Origin of the sequence: Pollutimonas rozaliensis (assembly GCF_048751585.1) — a bacterium.
Classification (GTDB): Bacteria; Pseudomonadota; Gammaproteobacteria; order Burkholderiales; family Burkholderiaceae_B.
In genome coordinates, this window is the sequence record NZ_JAZHOB010000002.1 from 198,202 (window position 1) to 216,612 (window position 18,411).

Consider the following 18,411-nt stretch of genomic DNA (forward strand, 5'->3'; position numbering starts at 1 on the left):
CACGCCGGTGCTATCAGTACTCTTTGGCCAAACGCACAACGGTTACCCCGGGGCGCAACTGCCTAAGGGACGGCATGATCAAGGTGCAGTTGTCATACGGAGCCGTGATCGGCTGGCCATCCATCCAGCCGATCAGATCCCCTTCTCTGGCCAATGTTTCCAGGCTCTGCCAATCCTGGGCAAAGCGGACGTCCATGGACGGGGCAACGACCGCTCCCGTCACTTCCAGTATGCGCTGCGTGGACGGCTTGGGCTGGAACCACTCTTGCGGAATCCGGTCGGCCGCAACCACTTCCGATTCGCGCAGCATGCGCGCCGTCATATCAAGCGCCACCAGCCGGGAAGCCGGGTCGCCGTGGTAGCCGCACTCGATCAGCAAAGCGCAGGCATCGTCTTGCGGATCGCCGAAACGCCCATAATCGCGCAGCCGTACACCGTCCTTATGCCCGGCATCGGCAATCACATATTCAGGCGCCGCCAGTTTGCGGGCCAGTGCAATATTGCGGGGCAGCAAGCCTGTCAACAGTAAAGGCTTGCCGGGCTCGTGCATGGAATGCAAGTCCAGCAAGCTATCGGCGCGCCTCACCCATGGCAGCAGTTGGGCGGCGCGCCGACGCTCGCGATTGCCGGCTTCGGCAAGGCGCTCGTCCAGCCAGACGCGGTTCATATCTTCGTCCAGATACCGGCTTGCGTCGTGGTTCCGAACGTCAAAACGATCGTAGCCGTCCAGATTGCAAAAGGCCAGAATCAATGCGCCGCTTTGAGGCCGCAGCCCACTGGCAAGCACGGCCTTCAGCGCCCATGCCCCGCATAGTTCATTGCCATGAATCAGCGATGTGATCATGAGAGTGCGGCCAGGCGCGCCCGAATCGAAATACCAGACGCCCGGGGTGCCGGTGTTGCCTTGGCGCTCTTGCGCCAAGTCGGGATAGGGAAGCTCAAAACTCATATTCAACCTTCAATGGACGGGATGCGGAGCTACTGGCGCTCAATCTTTGCCATACGGACAAGGCGGGAGTATTTCTCTGTTTCCGCGATCTGGAATTCTCTGGCGTTCATGCCGGGCTTATACAAGGCGGCGCCGCTGGCAGCCAGTTTCTCCCGGAATTTATCTTGCCGCAGGATTTCGTCCAGGGCTGTGCGCAACACGGCCACGACATCGTCGGGCAAGCCGGCGGGGCCGTACAGGCCAAACCATACATTGATATCCACTTTTTCGAATCCGGGAGTTTCGGACAGCGCGGGTATATCCGGCGCCGCCGGAGAGCGCCGGGCCTCGGTAACACCCAATGCCACGACTTTGCCCGACTTTACATGAGGCAAGCCGGAAGACATGACAAAGACGCCGTAATCGAGCTGCCCGCTGACCAGGTCCGTCAGCAACGGCGCCACACCGCGATAAGGCACATGCTCGGCATGGGTTTGGGTCGATTCGTTGATCATTTCCCCCGCCAGGTGCAGCGCCGTACCCACGCCCGAGGAACCAAACGTATAGTCGCCACGCTGGCCTTTTTTCAGCTTGTCCAGATACTGGGCGGCGTTCGTGATACCCGATTCTTTGGACGCGGCCAGCATCATGGGCTGGGCCGCGATCATCCCGATAGGGGTGAAATCCTTCAGGCCGTCATAGCGCACCGCGCTATTGATCATCCCGGCAATGACCATCTCGTTGGTGGAGCCGACAAGCAGCGTGTAGCCGTCGGCTGTGGCGCGAGCCACTCTATTGGCCCCAATGGTGCCGCCCGCTCCGCCCATGTTTTCGATAACCACGCTTTGCCCCAGACGCTCGGACAAGGCTTCGCCCAACACTCGTGCCGTAAAATCCACGCTGCCTCCGGCGGGATAGCCTACAACGATGCTGATCGCTTTCGAGGGGTAGTCGGCCGCTTCAGACGACGCTGCCGCCAAAAGGAATGAAGAAGCCGCAAGAACGGCCAACGCGCTGCGCTTGAATGAATACTTCATGGTATGTCTCCAGTTTATTGTCATGAAGCCGACTTTCCATCATCGGTTTCTTGCCCGTATTCTGGCCACACCACTTGTCACGCATGTGCCGTTTCGGCACAAGATTGTGCTTAATAAAATAATCTGCTTGTTCTTGTCGCCCTGCTTATCCTTTCTCCATTGCTTTCCACACCGCCTCGGCCACATCGGAAAGCCGGCTGCGCGGACGATACAGGCGCACTTCAAAGGCTATCTGTTCGCTACGCCCTCCCAGCATGATCAGGCTGCCGCGCTTGCAATCCGCGGCAACCATGGACCAGGGCAACCAGGCAATGCCCAAACCGTTGGACACCGTCCCGAGCATCGCATCCAGAGAGTCGCAACGCATCGAAGAGACCAGGGGATAAGGCATGTTCTCGATCCGATCACCCGCAATACGCGCCATCGCCAGCCCTCTGGAATACGAGATCAGCGGCAGGGAACCCCGCCCATCCAGGGAATAGCGTGGCTTCCCTTGTGCAATCGCCTGGCTGACCGGCACCAGCTTATCGGTTACCAAGGTCATGTGTTGATAGTTGTCGGGCTGGAGTTCCACCGACCAGGCGGGATGTTCATAGCAAAACAAAAAGTCAGCCTTGCCTTGTGCCAGAAGGGCCGACATATCGGCCATCATGCCGGTGGAAATATCCACCAGCGTCGTCGGTGCGAGCACTGCGGGACGGCTCTTACGCAGGCGTGCAATCCAGTCCGATACCAGCGTGCGCGCCAGGCTCCGTCCCGCTGCCACGCGTAGAAGGTTTTGAGACTCGCCGCCCTGCGCGGAGATCTGATTGCGCACGCGCTGAAGCTGTTCAACAACCTGGCAGGCTGTCTTCAGCAGCGTCTCTCCTTGTTCCGTCAGTACCACCGGCAGCTGGGACCGATCCACAAGCGAAACGCCCGCCCAGCTTTCCAACGCACGAATGCGCCGCCCGAACGCCGGATGCGTGACATGACGCGCTTCCGCCGCCCGCAAGAAGCTTCCCGCCCTGGCCAGGGCAATAAAATCTTCAAGCAGCTTCAACTGCGGCATGGCCTGCATCCCGCCCGGCAAGCATTACAAGTAGGATTCGCCATTCAGATAGGCTTTGCGCCAGCGGGTGATTGCCATGCGCTCGAATAGTCCGCCGATCGCAAACGGATCGGCGTTGACAAAATCCTGCGCCTCGGCCCGCGTCTCGACATCCACAATATAAACGCTGCCTGTGCCGCCCGTACCGTCGTCCTCAAGCTTGGCGCCGCAGGCCAGCAGCAACTTCTTGTTTTCCTCTAGGTAGTCCAGATGCTTGTCGCGCAAAGCCTGTCTTAATGCTTGCGTATGCGGCTTGTCAAAGGTCTCGATCAAATATGGCATGATGCTTTCCTGTGCTCTTGTAATGGTTTCTTGTTGGCTCGCGTCCACCCGCCTATGCTGGCGGGAACCGACGTGTCAAGGTTCAAGATAAACTTGTCCAGATACTATATTAGTACGCTTTTTCCTTCTCCGGCCCATCGTCAATCATGCCCCTGCGCTCTCATGAACCCATTGTTGCCATAGCCACCGCTCCAGGGCGCGGTGGCATAGGCGTTGTACGGATTTCCGGCAGATCGCTGGATGCTTTTTTGTCCCGCTTGTTCGATGCCTCTCTTAGACCCCGGCACGCCCATTACCTGCCATTCAAAGACAAGAATGGTCAGGCCATCGACGCCGGCATCGCGATCTTTTTCAAAGGGCCCCACTCCTATACCGGCGAGGACGTCATCGAGCTTCAGGGCCATGGAGGACCCGCCGTGTTGCGCCGCCTGCTCGATCACTGTCTGGATATGGGCAAAGAGTTCGGACTTCGGCATGCTGAACCCGGCGAGTTCACCCATCGGGCGTTTCTTAACGAACGGCTGGACCTGGCCCAGGCCGAGGCGGTAGCGGACCTTATCGATGCCTCGTCCGAAGCGGCCGCACGCAGCGCCATGGCATCGCTTAGCGGCGCCTTCTCGGCTCAGGTCAACACCCTGGCTGACCGCATCGTGCATCTGCGCATGCTGGTCGAAGCTACTCTGGACTTTCCCGAAGAAGAAATCGATTTCCTGGAAAAGTACCAGGCGCGCGAAACCCTGGAAGGCTTGCGCAGCGACTTGTACGCGTTAACGCAGCAGGCCAGGCAAGGCATGATCCTGCGGGAAGGCCTGCATGTCGTGCTGGCCGGCCAGCCCAATGTCGGCAAATCCAGTTTGCTCAACGCCCTGGCCGGCGACGACGTCGCCATTGTTACACCCATTGCCGGCACCACCCGCGACAAGGTCATCCAGCAAATTCATATACAAGGCGTTCCCCTGCATATCGTGGATACCGCCGGCCTGCGAGAGACCGAAGATGCGGTGGAAAGCATAGGCATTGCCCGTACCTGGGCTGAAATCGAGAAGGCCAATGTCATTATCCATTTGCAGGACGCCCGAGCCCGGAACGATGTGCTCGATACCGCCATTACCCGACGCCTGCCGGCCCGCACGCCTGTGCTGAAGGTATTCAACAAAGTCGACCTGCTGGAAAAATCGGATCAGGCGCCCTTTCTTGCCCAGGCTCATCACAGCGCCAATCAGCAGGCATGGCCCGGCCCGGATGTTCCCGGCAACACCCTTCCAGAGCAGGCCCTGGGCATATCCGCGAAAACCGGTGCTGGCTTGGATGCCCTGCGGCAAAAACTTCTGGAGATTGCAGGCTGGAATCCCAGCGCCGAATCCCCTTGGCTCGCGCGGGAACGCCATTTAAGCGCCCTGAACAACGCCGGCGAACATCTTGCACTAGCCAATGAACACGCAAGCCATAACGATCGCGTTCTGGACCTTTTCGCCGAAGAGTTGCGCCTGGCGCATGCAGAGCTCAGTTCGATCACCGGCCAATTCACCAGCGACGACTTGTTGGGCGAGATATTTTCCAGCTTCTGCATCGGAAAGTGATGCATGATTCAAACAGGAATTGCCTGTTGCGGCGCAGACTGCTTCCACAATGCCGGCCTATTCGCTTGCCGCAAAAAACCGTGTGCATAAGGTGTGGATGAATAAGGGACAAGCGCTTCCCATTCGATGCCTTCGAAAGTTGTCCAGTTTTGATCCACCTTGAAGACAGACCTTATCCGCAATCAAATACTTCGATAAACCTTTGAAATAACATGCATAAACACAGTTATGCCAGTTATCCACAGACACCCATTATCAGTAGTCTTTATATATAAAAGAATAATGAACAACTAAAACAACAAGCGATTGCCCACTGTGGCGTGGGAATGACACCTATGGCATTGGATGCTTGCCAAACTTCTTGCCCGGTCATTGAAAGGCTATAATCGATAAAGTCTTCCTATTTTTAGATTCAATGAAATCCAAACCCGTAGCCGTTCCCAAGCCCGCTCAAACGCGCATCATCCGCGCAGTGGCAAGCTCGACGGCCATTGAAACAGGACAGTCCGTAAAAGAACTCGAAGCCTTGCTAAAGGCCCAGACCAGCAAGTTCCAGCAACTTAACCTGGCGCCTTCCGCCTAAGCGCGCAAACAGCCCTCAGTCTGTTTCCAACGCCCGGGTTACCCAATGCATCATCGGCTCATAGTTATGACCCAAGCCTAGTTGTATCGCGGATACATAGTCGCTTTTATTGGTTTCCCAACTGCTGTAATCCAAAGGGCCATGGCCTGCCTGTACCGCCATGACATCGGCCAATAAGCGTGAAATCCGCCCATTCCCTTCACGAAACGGATGCATAAGAATAAATTCCACATGGGTAACGGCTATTGCCCGCGTCAATTCCTGGCTATCAAACCCCGTGCACGGGGTGTAGCGGCCTAGCTGCTCTCGATCGAAGGCAGCCATCAGCCTGGACAGTTGAGCAGCGGGAGCGAACGGAAAACCGTCCTTGCTTACATTGACATAGCGCAACTGACCTGCCCACGCGTAGACGTTTCCCAGCCAGCGGCGGTGCCATACCTTTAGATGATGCGCGGTAAGCCGCCCGGTGGGCAGATGCTCTTGGAGGACGGATTCATAAAGCTTTTGCAGCAACACCAATTCGGCCTCGTCCATATCCGAGGGATCGACGATGCCAAGCTTGTTGGCCAGCACAAGCTCGTCCGAGCCGGGTTCGAACATGCCTTGCACGCCAGCCACGTCGTATCTAGTCGTCATGCGCCACCTGTGGGGACACGCTGTCCGCGCATTGTAGACCCTCTGAAAGAGGGTAGTCTTCAAACTATTTACATTTAAATACAAAATAAATGGACGCCGAAATCTGCGGCCGCAACTGTGGATAACTACTGGGAAGCCCTTGTGTGCATAGCCTGTGGACGGAATAGGAATAAGCCCTGTTTTTTTGAAGCCCCGTAAAGTTGTGCAGTTTTCCTCCACATAAGAAAGCCCACTTATGCCAATCAAAAAAAGCAGCTAAGCGATTGAATCCTAAGACGAAGTATCACTTATGCAAGTTATCCACAGACACCCATTATCAGTAGTCTTTATATATAGAAAAGATAAAAGAACTGCTACATCGAAGAGCTGCTCAACCCGCACTACCTGCCTGAATAACGACATGTATACTTCGTTTCGTTGGATGAAAAAAAGCCCGCAAGAGCGGGCCTGGAACTGGATGGCGCCGAGTTAGACGCGGCTTAATTTCTCGATAGCGGCATCGAGGGTTGAGTCACGCTTTGCAAAGCAAAAACGGGCCAAGCGGTGATTGGATTCGACAGCGGTGGGCTGGCGATAGAAGGCGGATACGGGAATCAGGCCTACGCCATGCGTTGTGGTCATCCATTTGGCGAATTCCGCTTCCGGCATATCGGATATGGCACTGTAGTCGGCCAGAAGGAAGAAAGTGCCTTCGCTTTTCACGGGCGAAAAGCGGGTCGATGCAAGCCCTTCAAAAAGCCTATCCCGCTTTTGTTGATAAAAGGCGGACAGGTTTAGATAAGGTTCCGGGTCTTGCATATAGTGCGCCAAAGCGACCTGCATGGGAGACGTAACCGTGAAAACCATGAATTGATGCACCTTCCGGATTTCGGATGACATCCATTTGGGAGCGCAGCAGTAGCCGATTTTCCAGCCGGTGGCGTTATAGGTCTTTCCAAATGATGAAATTACTATAGCGTTGTTTGCAAGTGCTTCACGGCGCGACAGGCTTTGATGTATTTGTCCGTCAAATACGATGTGTTCGTATACCTCGTCCGATAATAGCAATATGCCTGTCTCGTTAACGATGGATTCCAAGGCATCCAGATCTTCCGTTTTCAAGTTAATGCCTGTGGGGTTATGCGGGAAGTTCAATATAAGCATTCGGGTTTTAGGCGTAATGGCTTTTCGTACTTCCTGCCAGTCCACTTGGTACTGCGGTGTTTGTTTGGTTGGCGGCAGCATGGGAACGATAATCGGACGTCCGCCCGCCAGCTGAATGGCGGGTATATACAGGTCATAGAACGGTTCGATTATGACGACCTCATCCCCCTGGTGTACAAAGGCCAGGATGCTGGCCATCAGCGCTTCGCTCGCTCCGCTGGTCACGGTTATCTCTGTTGCGGCGTCATATCGGCGCCCATACAGGTTTTCAACCTTGGACGATATCGCTTCACGCAATGCCAGGATCCCGGCCATGGGCGGGTATTGATTGTGCCCTTCTTTCATGGCTAGGGTTACCAGATCCAGCAATGCCTCGTCGGGATTGAAATCAGGGAAGCCCTGCCCAAGATTGATCGCATTATGATCAACGGCCAGTTGGCTCATCACGGTAAATATAGTGGTCCCTACGTCGGGCAGCTTGGATTGAAAGTTCATGTTCTTGGATATAAGGGCAGTGGATTAATAGGGATAAGGATTCCGGAGATAAAGTAGTCCAGAATAAGAGCCGCAATGCGGCATAGCGATGCATGACGGAAAAATACCACACTGGGGTAAACAAGTATTTGATAAAGAAGACAAGCGTGGTTATGCTCTCATTTGCTTTGTAATCAAGTAGTGCGCGGGTCTTGCGGTTAGTAATCATTGAAGCTTTAGGTCTAAATAAATATGCGGATCTAAACTGGTGAAGTCTGTTACGTGTCAGCGTCCTTGGTTAATTGCATTTTTGTTTATTTTTAGGACGCTATACATCATGGCTCAAAAGGGCAAAGTCAAGTGGTTCAACGCCGATAAAGGCTTCGGTTTTATTACTCCCGATGAAGGCGGCACCGACGTGTTCGCGCATTTCTCGGCAATCGAAGGCCGCGGCTATCGCAGCCTGAATGAGGGCCAGGAAGTTGAATTTGAAGTCAAAGACGGTCCTAAAGGTCCGCAAGCTGCCGAGATTCGCCCTTTGTAATCTCAGCTAAATTTGTGTAGCGTTCAGCGCACAGATTACTAAACGCCCTTTCGTAAGATCGGGCGTTTTTTATTGCAGTTGCTTAAGTGGATCATTTGGAGGGCATCCTATCCATTCGAAACGACTTTATCAGTCCAGGCGTGCCAAATCATTATTCACATATTACTCACAGCTTGCCCACATAGTTATCCACACATTTTTGCACTCTTCAATAGCCCTAATCAATCCCGGACAACTGTTTCACGTGAAACATCCATTCGCCAAGTCTCAAAGTTGTTTCACGTGAAACATGCCATGGCTAGTGCTTACATTAAATACTATGTTCCACGTGGAACCTCAAATTTCACGGCGGTATAATGAGGTTTATATGTTTACCTCGCTTGAGCGAAAGAAATGGATTATCCGGACACGTTTGATGTGATTGTCGTAGGTGGCGGTCATGCCGGGACCGAAGCTGCGTTGGCTTCGGCCCGTACAGGAGCCTCTACCCTGCTGCTAACCCACAATATGGAAACCTTGGGTCAGATGTCCTGCAATCCTTCGATAGGAGGGATAGGTAAAGGACATTTGGTAAAGGAAGTGGACGCATTGGGTGGCGCCATGGCATTGGCCACGGACCATGCGGGAATTCAATTTCGAATATTGAATCGTTCCAAGGGCCCCGCTGTCCGGGCTACGCGTGCTCAAGCAGATCGCTCTTTGTATCGGAAAGCCATTCGCACTGTGCTGCAGAATCAACCCAATCTTACAATCTTCCAGCAAGCGGTGGATGATCTGATTTTGGAAGGCGATCGCGTGGCTGGGGCAGTCACTCAAATCGGTCTGAAGTTCAGGGCCAGGTCGGTAGTGCTGACGGCGGGTACCTTTTTAAACGGATTGATCCACGTGGGACTGGACCACTATTCAGGGGGACGCGCAGGCGACCCACCGTCCATTTCTCTAGGCCAACGTTTGAAAGAATTGAAGTTGCCTCAAGGCCGGCTAAAGACGGGAACTCCTCCTCGTATAGATGCTCGCAGTATCGACTTCAGCAAAATGGAAGAGCAGCCAGGCGATAGCAAACCGGTGCCTGTCTTTTCCTATATGGGTACGGCGGCCATGCATCCAGAGCAGCTTCCTTGCTGGATTACGCATACCAATGAACAGACTCATGAAATAATCAGGTCGGGCCTGGATCGTTCGCCCATGTATAGCGATCAGGGAACTATAGAGGGTGTTGGTCCACGATACTGCCCGTCTATTGAAGATAAAATCCATCGCTTTGCGGATAAACCCAGCCATCAAATTTTCCTGGAACCGGAAGGCTTGAGCACCAAGGAAATATATCCGAATGGGATATCCACCAGCTTGCCGTTTGATATACAGCTTGCCCTGGTTCGAACCCTGCCCGGGCTGGAGAATGCCGTCATCATGCGTCCGGGCTATGCCATCGAATATGATTACTTCGATCCACGTGAACTCCATGCCACATTGGAAACCCGGGCGATAAAGGGTTTATTTTTTGCTGGACAGATTAACGGAACCACTGGTTATGAAGAGGCGGCAGCGCAAGGTTTGTTGGCAGGGATAAATGCTGCCAGAAAGGCGCAAGACCTTGAGGGCTGGTATCCAAAGCGGAATGAAGCCTACCTTGGCGTGCTGGTGGATGATTTGATAACCCGGGGGGTAACCGAACCCTATCGTATGTTTACCTCGCGCGCGGAATATCGCCTAAGCCTGCGGGAAGATAATGCCGATATGCGTTTGACGGAGCAAGGACGCCGCCTTGGTTTGGTCGACGACTTGCGGTGGAATGTGTTCAGCCGAAAACGGGATCAGGTAGCGGCGGAAATTGAGCGTCTGAAATCCACGTGGATCAATCCCAGGACGCTGGCGGTGCATACCGCGGAGGCGTTGCTGGGAAAACAGGTCGAGCGCGAATATTCGCTTTATGACCTGCTCAAGCGACCACAGGTCAGCTATGACGCATTGATGAAGGTCCCGCAAAGCGATGGCAGTTTGCTGGCCGGCCCGGGGGTACAAGAACCCGTCAGCGCGGAACAAATCGAAATCCAGGTCAAGTATGAAGGCTACGTAAACAAGCAACAGGAAGAGGTTGAAAAACAAGCGGCTCAAGAGGGCCAGATTATTCCTGCGGATATCGACTACGATTCCATAAGCAGCATATCCATAGAGGTAAGGCAACGGCTCAAGGTCGCCAAGCCGGAAACGGTGGGGCAGGCCAGCAGGATATCGGGCGTTACTCCGGCTGCGATATCCTTGCTGCTGATACATATCAAGCGTATGCATTACCAGAAAAAAGCGGCGTAATGGGCTCTCGGGATAATTACGGGCAACGCCTGGAAGCAGCCGCGCATGCGCTGGGCTTGGGCATCACTCCTGATCAACGGGACGCTTTACTGAATTATCTTGATCAGCTGCAACGTTGGAATCGCACTTATAATTTGACGGCTCTGCGAGACCCCGAGCAGATGCTGATACAGCATATTTTCGATAGCCTGGCGGTGCTGCCGCCGCTTACTCAAACACTGTATAAAAAAACAGTAGAAAATGTTGTCATTATTGATGTGGGGTCTGGTGCTGGCCTACCCGGTGCGGTTATGGCTATCATGCAGCCGGGCTGGTCGCTGCGCTGTGTAGATGCTGTCGAAAAAAAAATGGCTTTTGTCCGCCAGATATCCGGCGCATTGCATTTGCCCAATCTGCAAGCGGTGCATCAGCGGGTTGAAACGCTTGCTCCATATGATGCCGATATCGTTGTTTCTCGGGCATTTGCGTCGCTTGTCGACTTTGCCAGCTTGGCGGGTCGGCATGTTGCCAAAGACGGTTGTCTGCTGGCCATGAAGGGCCGTGAGCCAGTCGAGGAAATCGATGCCTTGCATCGCCAAACCGATTGGCGCGTCAGTCGGATACAGTCGTTGTTAGTACCGGAATTGAATGCCCAGCGCTGCCTGGTCTGGATGAGCCAACAAGGAACCCTATGAACCAAATAACGTCCACCGCCAATGTGTTCTGCATTGCCAATCAAAAAGGCGGCGTGGGCAAGACCACCACGGCGATCAACTTGGCGGCGGCGCTTTCGGCCTTGGGCAAGCGGGTCCTTCTGATCGACCTGGATCCGCAAGGCAATGCCACGATGGGAAGCGGCATTGACAAGAACAAGGTGGAACAGAATCTGTATCAGGTATTGATCGGCGACGCCACCATCGCGCAGACGCGTGTCAGGTCCGAAGCGGGGGGCTACGATGTGTTGCCGGCCAATCGCGAGCTTTCCGGCGCCGAGATCGATCTTATCCAGATGGAAGGGCGCGAGCAGCAGCTCAAACAGGCTATCGCGCTGATCCTCGAGGACTATGAGTTCGTGCTTATCGATTGCCCGCCGACCCTATCTCTACTGACTCTCAACGGCTTGGCATCGGCGCACGGCGTAATCATACCCATGCAGTGCGAGTATTTCGCGCTGGAGGGTTTGTCCGATCTGGTCAACACCATCAAGCGCGTGCATCGTAATATCAACCCCGAATTACAACTGATCGGACTGCTGCGTGTTATGTTCGATACGCGCGTAACGCTGCAGCAACAGGTTTCAGCACAGATAGAAACGCATTTCGGCGATAAGGTATTCAAAGCGGTCGTACCGCGTAACGTGCGCCTGGCCGAGGCGCCCAGCCATGGCTTGCCCGGCATCGTCTATGACAAGAGTTCCCGCGGAGCGAAGGCGTACATTGAATTCGGCAATGAGCTCATCAGTCGCGTAAAAAAGGAGGCCTTGCGTCAGCAGGCACGGCCGCGCGGCTAAACGAATCAGAAAAGGAATACATACTATGGCAACAAGAAAACCTAAAGGCCTGGGGCGCGGCCTGGATGCATTGCTGGGGGAAGATGCGCCGGCAATCAATAGCCTGGGCCGGGCCGATGCCGAAGACAAGCTGCCGTCCGTCCTGAAAGTCGACGCGTTGCGCGCCGGCAAGTACCAGCCGCGGACGCGCATGGATGAGGGTGCGCTGAATGAGCTTGCGGACTCCATCCGCACTCAGGGAATAATGCAGCCCATTCTGGTTCGTCCGCTGGATGGAAAGGATGCGGGCAAGTACGAGATTATCGCGGGCGAAAGACGCTATCGCGCCGCCAAGCTGGCCGGCTTGAAGGAAGTCCCGGTATTGGTGCGCGAGGTGCCCGACGAAAACGCCGCGGTCATGGCGCTGATCGAAAACATCCAGCGGGAAGACTTGAATCCCCTGGAAGAGGCGCATGGCGTTCGACGGCTGCTGGATGAATTCGGACTGACGCATGAACAGGCCGCGCAGGCGATAGGCCGTTCGCGCTCGGCCACCAGCAACCTGCTGCGCCTGCTGAACCTGACGGGTCCCGTCCAGACCATGCTGCTGGCCGGAGACATCGACATGGGTCATGCCCGTGCCTTGCTGGCAACGGATGCCGCCACGCAAATACTGCTGGCCAACGAAGTCATTGCCAAACGCCTGTCTGTGCGTGAAACCGAAAAGCTCATCGGCCGGACCCTGCGCGAAGCCGATGACAAGCAGCCCAGGTCGGCAGCAAAGTCGGTGGCTCAGTCAGGCGATGTGAAACGCCTCGAGGAAGCCTTGTCGGATCACCTGGGCACCAAGGTAAGCCTGAAAATCGGAGCAAAGAACAAGGGCCAGCTGCAGATAGATTTCCACGGATGGGAACACCTTAACTCTTTGCTTGAACGCCAAGGGCTTTCGGGTTTGATGGACGCCTAGTCCAGGGCTTGTACGGCTCCAAAACGCCGGACCGCGCTTACGCTGTCACGCGTTTTTCCAGTTTGACAAGTGCAGAAAAACCCTGCATAATTCGGAGTTCGCTTTTGGTGGGATGCCCGAGTGGTTAAAGGGGGCAGACTGTAAATCTGTTGACCTTGCGTCTACGTTGGTTCGAATCCAACTCCCACCACCAGCATGCGGGTATCCAGGCCTTTGGGTGAAATGAATCTTTCGCGGGTGTAGCTCAATGGTAGAGCAACAGCCTTCCAAGCTGATGATGAGGGTTCGATTCCCTTCACCCGCTCCAGTAACGATTTTATGAATTCGCTGCGAACGCAGCGAAAGCAACAAGATAGTCGCCCATGTGGCTCAGTGGTAGAGCACTCCCTTGGTAAGGGAGAGGTCACGCGTTCGATCCGCGTCATGGGCACCAAACATTTTTATTTATAGCTCAATTCCACAGTCAGGAGTCAGCCATGGCAAAAGGTAAGTTTGAACGGACCAAACCGCACGTAAACGTAGGTACGATCGGGCACGTTGACCACGGCAAGACGACGCTTACGGCGGCAATCACGACGGTGTTGGCCAAGGCCTTTGGGTCGGGCGAAGCCAAGGGCTACGACCAGATCGACGCGGCGCCCGAAGAAAAGGCGCGCGGCATCACGATCAACACCTCGCACGTGGAATACGAAACGCAGGCGCGCCACTACGCGCACGTTGACTGCCCGGGCCACGCTGACTATGTCAAGAACATGATTACCGGTGCGGCGCAGATGGACGGCGCGATCCTGGTGGTTTCGGCCGCTGACGGCCCGATGCCGCAAACGCGCGAGCACATTTTGCTCTCGCGCCAGGTGGGCGTGCCTTACATCATCGTGTTCCTGAACAAGGCCGACATGGTCGACGATGAAGAGCTGCTGGAACTGGTGGAAATGGAAGTGCGCGAACTTCTGTCCAAGTACGACTTTCCGGGTGACGACACCCCGATCATCAAGGGCTCGGCCAAGCTGGCGCTCGATGGCGACGAAGGTCCGCTGGGCAAGGAAGCGATTCTGAAGCTGGCCGAGGCGCTGGACACGTACATCCCCACGCCCGAGCGCGCGGTGGACGGCACGTTCCTGATGCCTGTGGAAGACGTGTTCTCGATCTCGGGTCGCGGCACGGTGGTGACCGGTCGTATCGAGCGCGGCATCGTCAAGGTGGGCGAGGAAATCGAGATCGTCGGCATCAAGGACACGGTCAAGACGACGTGCACGGGCGTGGAAATGTTCCGCAAGCTGCTGGACCAGGGCCAGGCGGGTGACAACGTGGGTATTTTGCTGCGCGGCACCAAGCGCGAAGACGTTGAGCGCGGCCAGGTGTTGGCCAAGCCCGGTTCGATCAAGCCGCACACGGACTTCTCGGCCGAGGTGTACATTCTGTCCAAGGACGAGGGTGGCCGTCATACGCCGTTCTTCCAGGGCTATCGTCCGCAGTTTTACTTCCGTACGACGGACGTGACGGGCACGATCGAGCTGCCGGCCGACAAGGAAATGGTTCTGCCGGGCGATAACGTGTCGATGAAGGTCAGCCTGATTGCGCCGATCGCCATGGAAGAGGGCCTGCGCTTCGCGATCCGCGAAGGTGGCCGTACCGTGGGTGCCGGCGTGGTCGCCTCCATCATCAAGTAAGTTCAAGTTGTAGGCGGACGAGCGCATGGCGCGCTCTTCCGCTTTTGCTGTACAAGGCGAAGCAGCCGTTGCCGGTGCATCGCGCTCAGGGTCTAGGGGTATAGCTCAATTGGCAGAGCGTCGGTCTCCAAAACCGAAGGTTGTAGGTTCGATTCCTACTGCCCCTGCCACACAGTCAGTCTCATCGCAGCCGCACACACGTGGCGCCACATGCCGGAATATGTCGAATAGCAACGTAGAAACCGTTAGCAGTAGCACAGATCGCGTCAAGCTGGGTCTGGCGGTGCTTGTTATCGTGGCCGGTATCGTCGGCTACTCGATGCTCGAGAACCAGGCCACCATCGTTCGCGTTGGCGTATTCCTGGGCAGCCTGGTCGTTGCCGCCCTGGTTGCCTGGTTCAGTGAGCCCGGCCGCCGCACATTGAGCTTTGGCCGCGACTCCTATAATGAAGTCAAGCGTGTTGTCTGGCCGACGCGTAAAGAATCTACGCAAATGACGGGCATCGTTTTCCTGTTCGTCGCGGCAATGGGACTCTTGCTGTGGGTCGTCGACAAAGGTCTGGAGTGGGTCATCTATGGCCTGCTGCTAGGCTGGAAATAAAGGACACACATGAGCAAGCGTTGGTATGTTGTTCACGTTTATTCCGGAATGGAAAAAAGCGTGCATAAGGCGCTCGTAGAGCGTATCGAACGCGAAGGGCTGGAATCCTCCTTTGGACGTATTCTGGTTCCTTCGGAAGAAGTCATCGAAGTAAAGGGCGGTAAAAAGTCCATTACTGAACGGCGCATCTTCCCCGGTTACGTGTTGGTCGAGATGGATCTCACCGATGAAACCTGGCACTTGGTAAAGAACACGAACCGGGTTACCGGCTTCCTGGGTGGTTCAGGCAATCGCCCCGCTCCGATTTCCGATCGCGAAGTAGAGAAAATCCTTTCGCAGATGGAAGAGGGCGTCGAGAAGCCCAAGCCCAAGATCCTCTTCGAAGTGGGCGAAATGGTCCGCGTCAAGGAAGGTCCTTTTGCCGACTTCAACGGCAATGTCGAAGACGTAAACTACGAGAAAAGCAAGGTGCGGGTATCGGTCACGATTTTTGGCCGCGCCACACCGGTGGAACTCGATTTTGGTCAGGTCGAAAAAACCTGAATTTTCAACCCCGGGGAGCCGGATCGGTCTAGTGCCGGACGGCGTTTGAACCCGCAAGGAGCAAAGCATGGCGAAGAAAATCGTCGGCTTTATCAAGCTGCAAGTACCAGCTGGTAAGGCTAATCCCTCACCCCCCATTGGTCCGGCGCTGGGTCAGCGCGGTCTGAACATCATGGAATTCTGCAAGGCGTTCAACGCCAAGACGCAGGGCCTGGAGCCCGGTCTGCCGATTCCCGTTGTCATCACCGCCTACGCAGACAAGAGCTTCACCTTCATCATGAAGACGCCGCCTGCCACCGTCCTGATCAAAAAGGCCAGCGGTGTGCAAAAAGGCTCGGCTCGTCCGAATCTCGACAAGGTTGGCACGCTGACTCGCGCTCAGGCCGAAGAAATCGCCAAGACCAAGTCGCCCGACCTGACGGCGGCCGACCTGGACGCAGCCGTTCGCACGGTTGCCGGCAGCGCCCGCAGCATGGGCATCACGGTTGAAGGGGTGTAAGCATGGCCAAGTTGAGCAAACGCGCGGCCGCTATTGCCGCCAAGATCGATAGCAACAAGTTCTACCCCGTCTCCGAAGCCCTGGCTTTGGTCAAGGAAACGGCTACCGCCAAGTTCGATGAGTCCATCGACGTGGCAGTGCAATTGGGCATCGATCCCAAGAAATCCGACCAGCTCGTACGCGGCTCGGTCGTGTTGCCCGCCGGTACCGGCAAATCGGTTCGCGTCGCTGTTTTCGCCCAAGGCGAAAAAGCGGAAGCCGCCAAGGCGGCGGGCGCCGACATCGTCGGCATGGAAGATCTGGCTGAAACCATCAAGGGCGGTCAAATCGATTTCGACATCCTGATCGCTTCGCCCGACACGATGCGTATCGTCGGCGCGCTGGGCCAGATTCTTGGTCCCCGCGGCCTGATGCCCAACCCCAAGGTCGGCACGGTTACTCCCGACGTCGCCACCGCCGTCAAGAACGCCAAGGCCGGTCAGGTCCAGTACCGCACCGACAAGGCGGGGATCATTCACGCCACCATCGGTCGTGCTTCGTTCGGCGTCGAACAACTGCAAACCAACCTGGCCGCGCTGGTCGACGCGCTGAACAAAGCCCGTCCTACCGCTGCCAAGGGTGTGTACCTGCGCAAGCTGGCCGTTTCGTCCACGATGGGCGGCGGTGCGCGCGTAGAAATAGCTTCCCTGACGGCTTAATAAAGCCCTCGGGAAAAAAGAACTTTGGGCTGTGCCTGGAAATTCCAGGCATTGCTGTCAAAGACCGCTGGAGCCCTGCCGCGATTCGCATTCGTGCAAGCGTTGCAGAGCTTAATTCCGGACTGCTTGCAGTTTGGTTCCAGCGCAGACGGCGTCCCATGGAAGAATTCTTGTTTCACTGAAGAACTCGACCAGGTGCGCCGCATTCGGTTGATGCAAGAGACCCTCTCTTGTGTCTTTTGATGGAGTGTTCAAACCGTGAGTCTCAATCGTAAAGAGAAAGCGGTAGTCATCGAAGAAGTCTCGGCGGAAGTCGCCAAGGCCCAATCGATCATTATCGCCGAGTACCGTGGTCTGGACGTCGCCTCTGTTACCGTATTGCGCAAAACTGCGCGTGAGTCGGGTGTGTATCTGCGTGTTCTCAAAAACACGCTGGTTCGCCGTGCTGTTGCAGGAACTCCCTACGAGGAGCTCTCCGCTCAGCTAACCGGTCCGCTGATCTATGGGATCAGCGCCGATCCGGTTTCGGCGGCAAAAGTACTTGCCGGTTTCGCAAAGACCAACGAAAAGCTGGTTATCAAAGGCGGGGCATTGCCCAACAGCCTTTTGACCCAGGATGGTGTGAAGGCCTTGGCCACCATGCCTTCCCGCGATGAGTTGCTTTCGAAACTTATGGGTACGATGCAAGCACCCGTCACGCAATTTGTGCGTACGCTCAACGAAGTTCCGACCAAATTCGCACGTGGCCTCGCGGCCGTGCGCGATCAAAAGGCCGCTGCGTAAGCAGTCCTTTCGGATTTCGTCGAACCGAGCGACAACCAACCCTGGCATTTATCAATATTTGGAGTTCTTAAAATGGCATTAAGCAAAGCTGAAATCCTTGACGCTATCGCTAGCATGACCGTGCTCGAATTGTCCGAGCTGATCAAGGAAATGGAAGAAAAATTTGGCGTGTCGGCTGCTGCCGCCGCCGTGGCTGTGGCTGCTCCCGCCGCTGGCGGCGCTGCCGCCGCTGCTGAAGAGCAAACCGAGTTCACCGTTGTATTGGCTGAAGTCGGCGCTAACAAAGTCAGCGTCATCAAAGCCGTGCGTGAAATCACCGGCCTGGGCTTGAAAGAAGCCAAGGATCTGGTTGACGGCGCACCGAAGCCCGTCAAGGAAGGCCTGGCCAAAGCCGACGCCGAAGCTGCACAGAAGAAGCTTGAAGAAGCTGGCGCAAAAGTCGAACTCAAGTAAGACTTTTTACGCTTGCCCGGGATGGTTTAGGCCCTCCCGGGCTTTTGCGTTTCCAGAAAACTTGCGATTCCGTTCCGGTTTTTTATCCGAGTCGGGTTTTCTGGAGTCGTAAACCAGGGCCG

General features: G+C 55.6%; 20 protein-coding genes and 4 tRNA genes. 18 read left to right on the forward strand and 6 right to left on the reverse strand.

The window, feature by feature from the left end; all coding sequences use genetic code 11:
* Positions 1 to 13: 13 nt before the first annotated feature.
* From V0R37_RS04150 to V0R37_RS04165, 4 genes are all read right to left on the reverse strand, one after another.
* Complete coding sequence (locus V0R37_RS04150; RefSeq protein ID WP_420373309.1) at positions 14 to 949, reverse strand: M14 family metallopeptidase; 936 nt, start codon at positions 947 to 949, stop codon at positions 14 to 16.
* Between the two features lie 29 nt (positions 950 to 978).
* A complete protein-coding gene (locus V0R37_RS04155; protein WP_420373310.1) occupies positions 979 to 1,965 on the reverse strand; it encodes a Bug family tripartite tricarboxylate transporter substrate binding protein in 987 nt (328 codons plus the stop codon).
* Positions 1,966 to 2,110: 145 nt separating this feature from the next.
* Positions 2,111 to 3,016 (reverse strand): LysR family transcriptional regulator, encoded by a 906-nt coding sequence (locus V0R37_RS04160; RefSeq protein ID WP_420373311.1) that lies wholly within the window; start codon positions 3,014 to 3,016, stop codon positions 2,111 to 2,113.
* 24 nt (positions 3,017 to 3,040) lie between these two features.
* Positions 3,041 to 3,337: a YciI family protein gene (locus tag V0R37_RS04165; protein ID WP_420373312.1), complete on the reverse strand. Its 297-nt coding sequence runs from the start codon at positions 3,335 to 3,337 to the stop codon at positions 3,041 to 3,043.
* 152 nt (positions 3,338 to 3,489) lie between these two features.
* On the opposite strand from V0R37_RS04165, the gene mnmE reads away from it, so the two are divergent.
* Entirely contained in the window at positions 3,490 to 4,917 is a 1,428-nt protein-coding gene (gene mnmE, locus V0R37_RS04170; RefSeq protein WP_420373633.1) for a tRNA uridine-5-carboxymethylaminomethyl(34) synthesis GTPase MnmE, read from the forward strand.
* A 415-nt stretch (positions 4,918 to 5,332) separates the two neighbouring features.
* Positions 5,333 to 5,500 carry a hypothetical protein gene (locus V0R37_RS04175; protein ID WP_420373313.1) on the forward strand — a complete coding sequence of 56 codons (168 nt, stop codon included), beginning with the start codon at positions 5,333 to 5,335 and terminating at the stop codon, positions 5,498 to 5,500.
* 15 nt (positions 5,501 to 5,515) lie between these two features.
* Here V0R37_RS04175 and V0R37_RS04180 read toward each other — a convergent pair whose 3' ends face one another.
* Positions 5,516 to 6,136 (reverse strand): Fic/DOC family protein, encoded by a 621-nt coding sequence (locus V0R37_RS04180; RefSeq protein ID WP_420373314.1) that lies wholly within the window; start codon positions 6,134 to 6,136, stop codon positions 5,516 to 5,518.
* Between the two features lie 468 nt (positions 6,137 to 6,604).
* Positions 6,605 to 7,774, reverse strand: a complete 1,170-nt coding sequence (locus tag V0R37_RS04185) for a methionine aminotransferase (RefSeq protein WP_420373315.1) — start codon at positions 7,772 to 7,774, stop codon at positions 6,605 to 6,607.
* A gap of 316 nt (positions 7,775 to 8,090) precedes the next feature.
* Here V0R37_RS04185 and V0R37_RS04190 point away from each other — a divergent pair, with 316 nt between their 5' ends.
* The 16 genes from V0R37_RS04190 (at position 8,091) to rplL (ending at position 18,289) form a co-directional block, all read left to right on the forward strand.
* Complete coding sequence (locus V0R37_RS04190; protein WP_128355911.1) at positions 8,091 to 8,297, forward strand: cold-shock protein; 207 nt, start codon at positions 8,091 to 8,093, stop codon at positions 8,295 to 8,297.
* Positions 8,298 to 8,690: 393 nt separating this feature from the next.
* Positions 8,691 to 10,607: a tRNA uridine-5-carboxymethylaminomethyl(34) synthesis enzyme MnmG gene (gene mnmG / locus V0R37_RS04195; RefSeq protein WP_420373316.1), complete on the forward strand. Its 1,917-nt coding sequence runs from the start codon at positions 8,691 to 8,693 to the stop codon at positions 10,605 to 10,607.
* On the forward strand, positions 10,607 to 11,281 hold the full coding sequence (gene rsmG, locus V0R37_RS04200; protein ID WP_420373317.1) for a 16S rRNA (guanine(527)-N(7))-methyltransferase RsmG: 675 nt from the start codon (positions 10,607 to 10,609) through the stop codon (positions 11,279 to 11,281). The genes mnmG and rsmG overlap by 1 nt, the downstream gene beginning before the upstream one ends.
* Positions 11,278 to 12,096, forward strand: a complete 819-nt coding sequence (locus tag V0R37_RS04205) for a ParA family protein (protein ID WP_420373318.1) — start codon at positions 11,278 to 11,280, stop codon at positions 12,094 to 12,096. Before rsmG ends, V0R37_RS04205 begins: the two co-directional genes overlap by 4 nt.
* A gap of 25 nt (positions 12,097 to 12,121) precedes the next feature.
* Positions 12,122 to 13,042, forward strand: coding sequence for a ParB/RepB/Spo0J family partition protein (locus tag V0R37_RS04210; RefSeq protein ID WP_420373319.1), 921 nt, complete (start codon positions 12,122 to 12,124; stop codon positions 13,040 to 13,042).
* A gap of 106 nt (positions 13,043 to 13,148) precedes the next feature.
* Positions 13,149 to 13,235, forward strand: a tRNA-Tyr gene (locus V0R37_RS04215).
* A gap of 40 nt (positions 13,236 to 13,275) precedes the next feature.
* Positions 13,276 to 13,349 (forward strand) — tRNA-Gly (locus tag V0R37_RS04220).
* A gap of 51 nt (positions 13,350 to 13,400) precedes the next feature.
* A tRNA-Thr gene (locus V0R37_RS04225) sits at positions 13,401 to 13,475 on the forward strand.
* 43 nt (positions 13,476 to 13,518) lie between these two features.
* The gene (tuf, locus tag V0R37_RS04230) at positions 13,519 to 14,712 is read left to right on the forward strand and encodes an elongation factor Tu (RefSeq protein WP_420373320.1); all 1,194 of its coding nucleotides are present in this window, start codon (positions 13,519 to 13,521) and stop codon (positions 14,710 to 14,712) included.
* Between the two features lie 94 nt (positions 14,713 to 14,806).
* Positions 14,807 to 14,882, forward strand: a tRNA-Trp gene (locus V0R37_RS04235).
* A gap of 50 nt (positions 14,883 to 14,932) precedes the next feature.
* Positions 14,933 to 15,313, forward strand: a complete 381-nt coding sequence (gene secE, locus V0R37_RS04240) for a preprotein translocase subunit SecE (protein WP_420373321.1) — start codon at positions 14,933 to 14,935, stop codon at positions 15,311 to 15,313.
* A 9-nt stretch (positions 15,314 to 15,322) separates the two neighbouring features.
* The gene (gene nusG / locus V0R37_RS04245; protein ID WP_264130607.1) at positions 15,323 to 15,856 is read left to right on the forward strand and encodes a transcription termination/antitermination protein NusG; all 534 of its coding nucleotides are present in this window, start codon (positions 15,323 to 15,325) and stop codon (positions 15,854 to 15,856) included.
* A gap of 67 nt (positions 15,857 to 15,923) precedes the next feature.
* Positions 15,924 to 16,355 (forward strand): 50S ribosomal protein L11, encoded by a 432-nt coding sequence (rplK, locus tag V0R37_RS04250; protein ID WP_264130606.1) that lies wholly within the window; start codon positions 15,924 to 15,926, stop codon positions 16,353 to 16,355.
* Between the two features lie 2 nt (positions 16,356 to 16,357).
* On the forward strand, positions 16,358 to 17,053 hold the full coding sequence (rplA, locus tag V0R37_RS04255) for a 50S ribosomal protein L1 (protein ID WP_420373322.1): 696 nt from the start codon (positions 16,358 to 16,360) through the stop codon (positions 17,051 to 17,053).
* A 258-nt stretch (positions 17,054 to 17,311) separates the two neighbouring features.
* Positions 17,312 to 17,836 carry a 50S ribosomal protein L10 gene (gene rplJ, locus V0R37_RS04260; protein ID WP_420373323.1) on the forward strand — a complete coding sequence of 175 codons (525 nt, stop codon included), beginning with the start codon at positions 17,312 to 17,314 and terminating at the stop codon, positions 17,834 to 17,836.
* 72 nt (positions 17,837 to 17,908) lie between these two features.
* On the forward strand, positions 17,909 to 18,289 hold the full coding sequence (gene rplL, locus V0R37_RS04265; RefSeq protein WP_013743974.1) for a 50S ribosomal protein L7/L12: 381 nt from the start codon (positions 17,909 to 17,911) through the stop codon (positions 18,287 to 18,289).
* Positions 18,290 to 18,411: the final 122 nt, after the last annotated feature.

Bases quoted from the DNA above. Each gene is read 5' to 3' on its own strand.
- secE (WP_420373321.1), top strand. From the start codon at position 14,933: ATGTCGAATAGCAACGTAGAAACCGTTAGCAGTAGCACAGATCGCGTC.
- V0R37_RS04190 (WP_128355911.1), top strand. From the start codon at position 8,091: ATGGCTCAAAAGGGCAAAGTCAAGTGGTTCAACGCCGATAAAGGCTTC.
- V0R37_RS04155 (WP_420373310.1), bottom strand. From the start codon at position 1,965: ATGAAGTATTCATTCAAGCGCAGCGCGTTGGCCGTTCTTGCGGCTTCT.
- V0R37_RS04180 (WP_420373314.1), bottom strand. From the start codon at position 6,136: ATGACGACTAGATACGACGTGGCTGGCGTGCAAGGCATGTTCGAACCC.
- mnmG (WP_420373316.1), top strand. From the start codon at position 8,691: ATGGATTATCCGGACACGTTTGATGTGATTGTCGTAGGTGGCGGTCAT.
- V0R37_RS04205 (WP_420373318.1), top strand. From the start codon at position 11,278: ATGAACCAAATAACGTCCACCGCCAATGTGTTCTGCATTGCCAATCAA.
- tuf (WP_420373320.1), top strand. From the start codon at position 13,519: ATGGCAAAAGGTAAGTTTGAACGGACCAAACCGCACGTAAACGTAGGT.
- rplL (WP_013743974.1), top strand. From the start codon at position 17,909: ATGGCATTAAGCAAAGCTGAAATCCTTGACGCTATCGCTAGCATGACC.
- nusG (WP_264130607.1), top strand. From the start codon at position 15,323: ATGAGCAAGCGTTGGTATGTTGTTCACGTTTATTCCGGAATGGAAAAA.
- rplK (WP_264130606.1), top strand. From the start codon at position 15,924: ATGGCGAAGAAAATCGTCGGCTTTATCAAGCTGCAAGTACCAGCTGGT.
- V0R37_RS04160 (WP_420373311.1), bottom strand. From the start codon at position 3,016: ATGCCGCAGTTGAAGCTGCTTGAAGATTTTATTGCCCTGGCCAGGGCG.
- V0R37_RS04210 (WP_420373319.1), top strand. From the start codon at position 12,122: ATGGCAACAAGAAAACCTAAAGGCCTGGGGCGCGGCCTGGATGCATTG.
- V0R37_RS04165 (WP_420373312.1), bottom strand. From the start codon at position 3,337: ATGCCATATTTGATCGAGACCTTTGACAAGCCGCATACGCAAGCATTA.
- rsmG (WP_420373317.1), top strand. From the start codon at position 10,607: ATGGGCTCTCGGGATAATTACGGGCAACGCCTGGAAGCAGCCGCGCAT.
- rplA (WP_420373322.1), top strand. From the start codon at position 16,358: ATGGCCAAGTTGAGCAAACGCGCGGCCGCTATTGCCGCCAAGATCGAT.
- V0R37_RS04175 (WP_420373313.1), top strand. From the start codon at position 5,333: ATGAAATCCAAACCCGTAGCCGTTCCCAAGCCCGCTCAAACGCGCATC.
- V0R37_RS04150 (WP_420373309.1), bottom strand. From the start codon at position 949: ATGAGTTTTGAGCTTCCCTATCCCGACTTGGCGCAAGAGCGCCAAGGC.
- V0R37_RS04185 (WP_420373315.1), bottom strand. From the start codon at position 7,774: ATGAACTTTCAATCCAAGCTGCCCGACGTAGGGACCACTATATTTACC.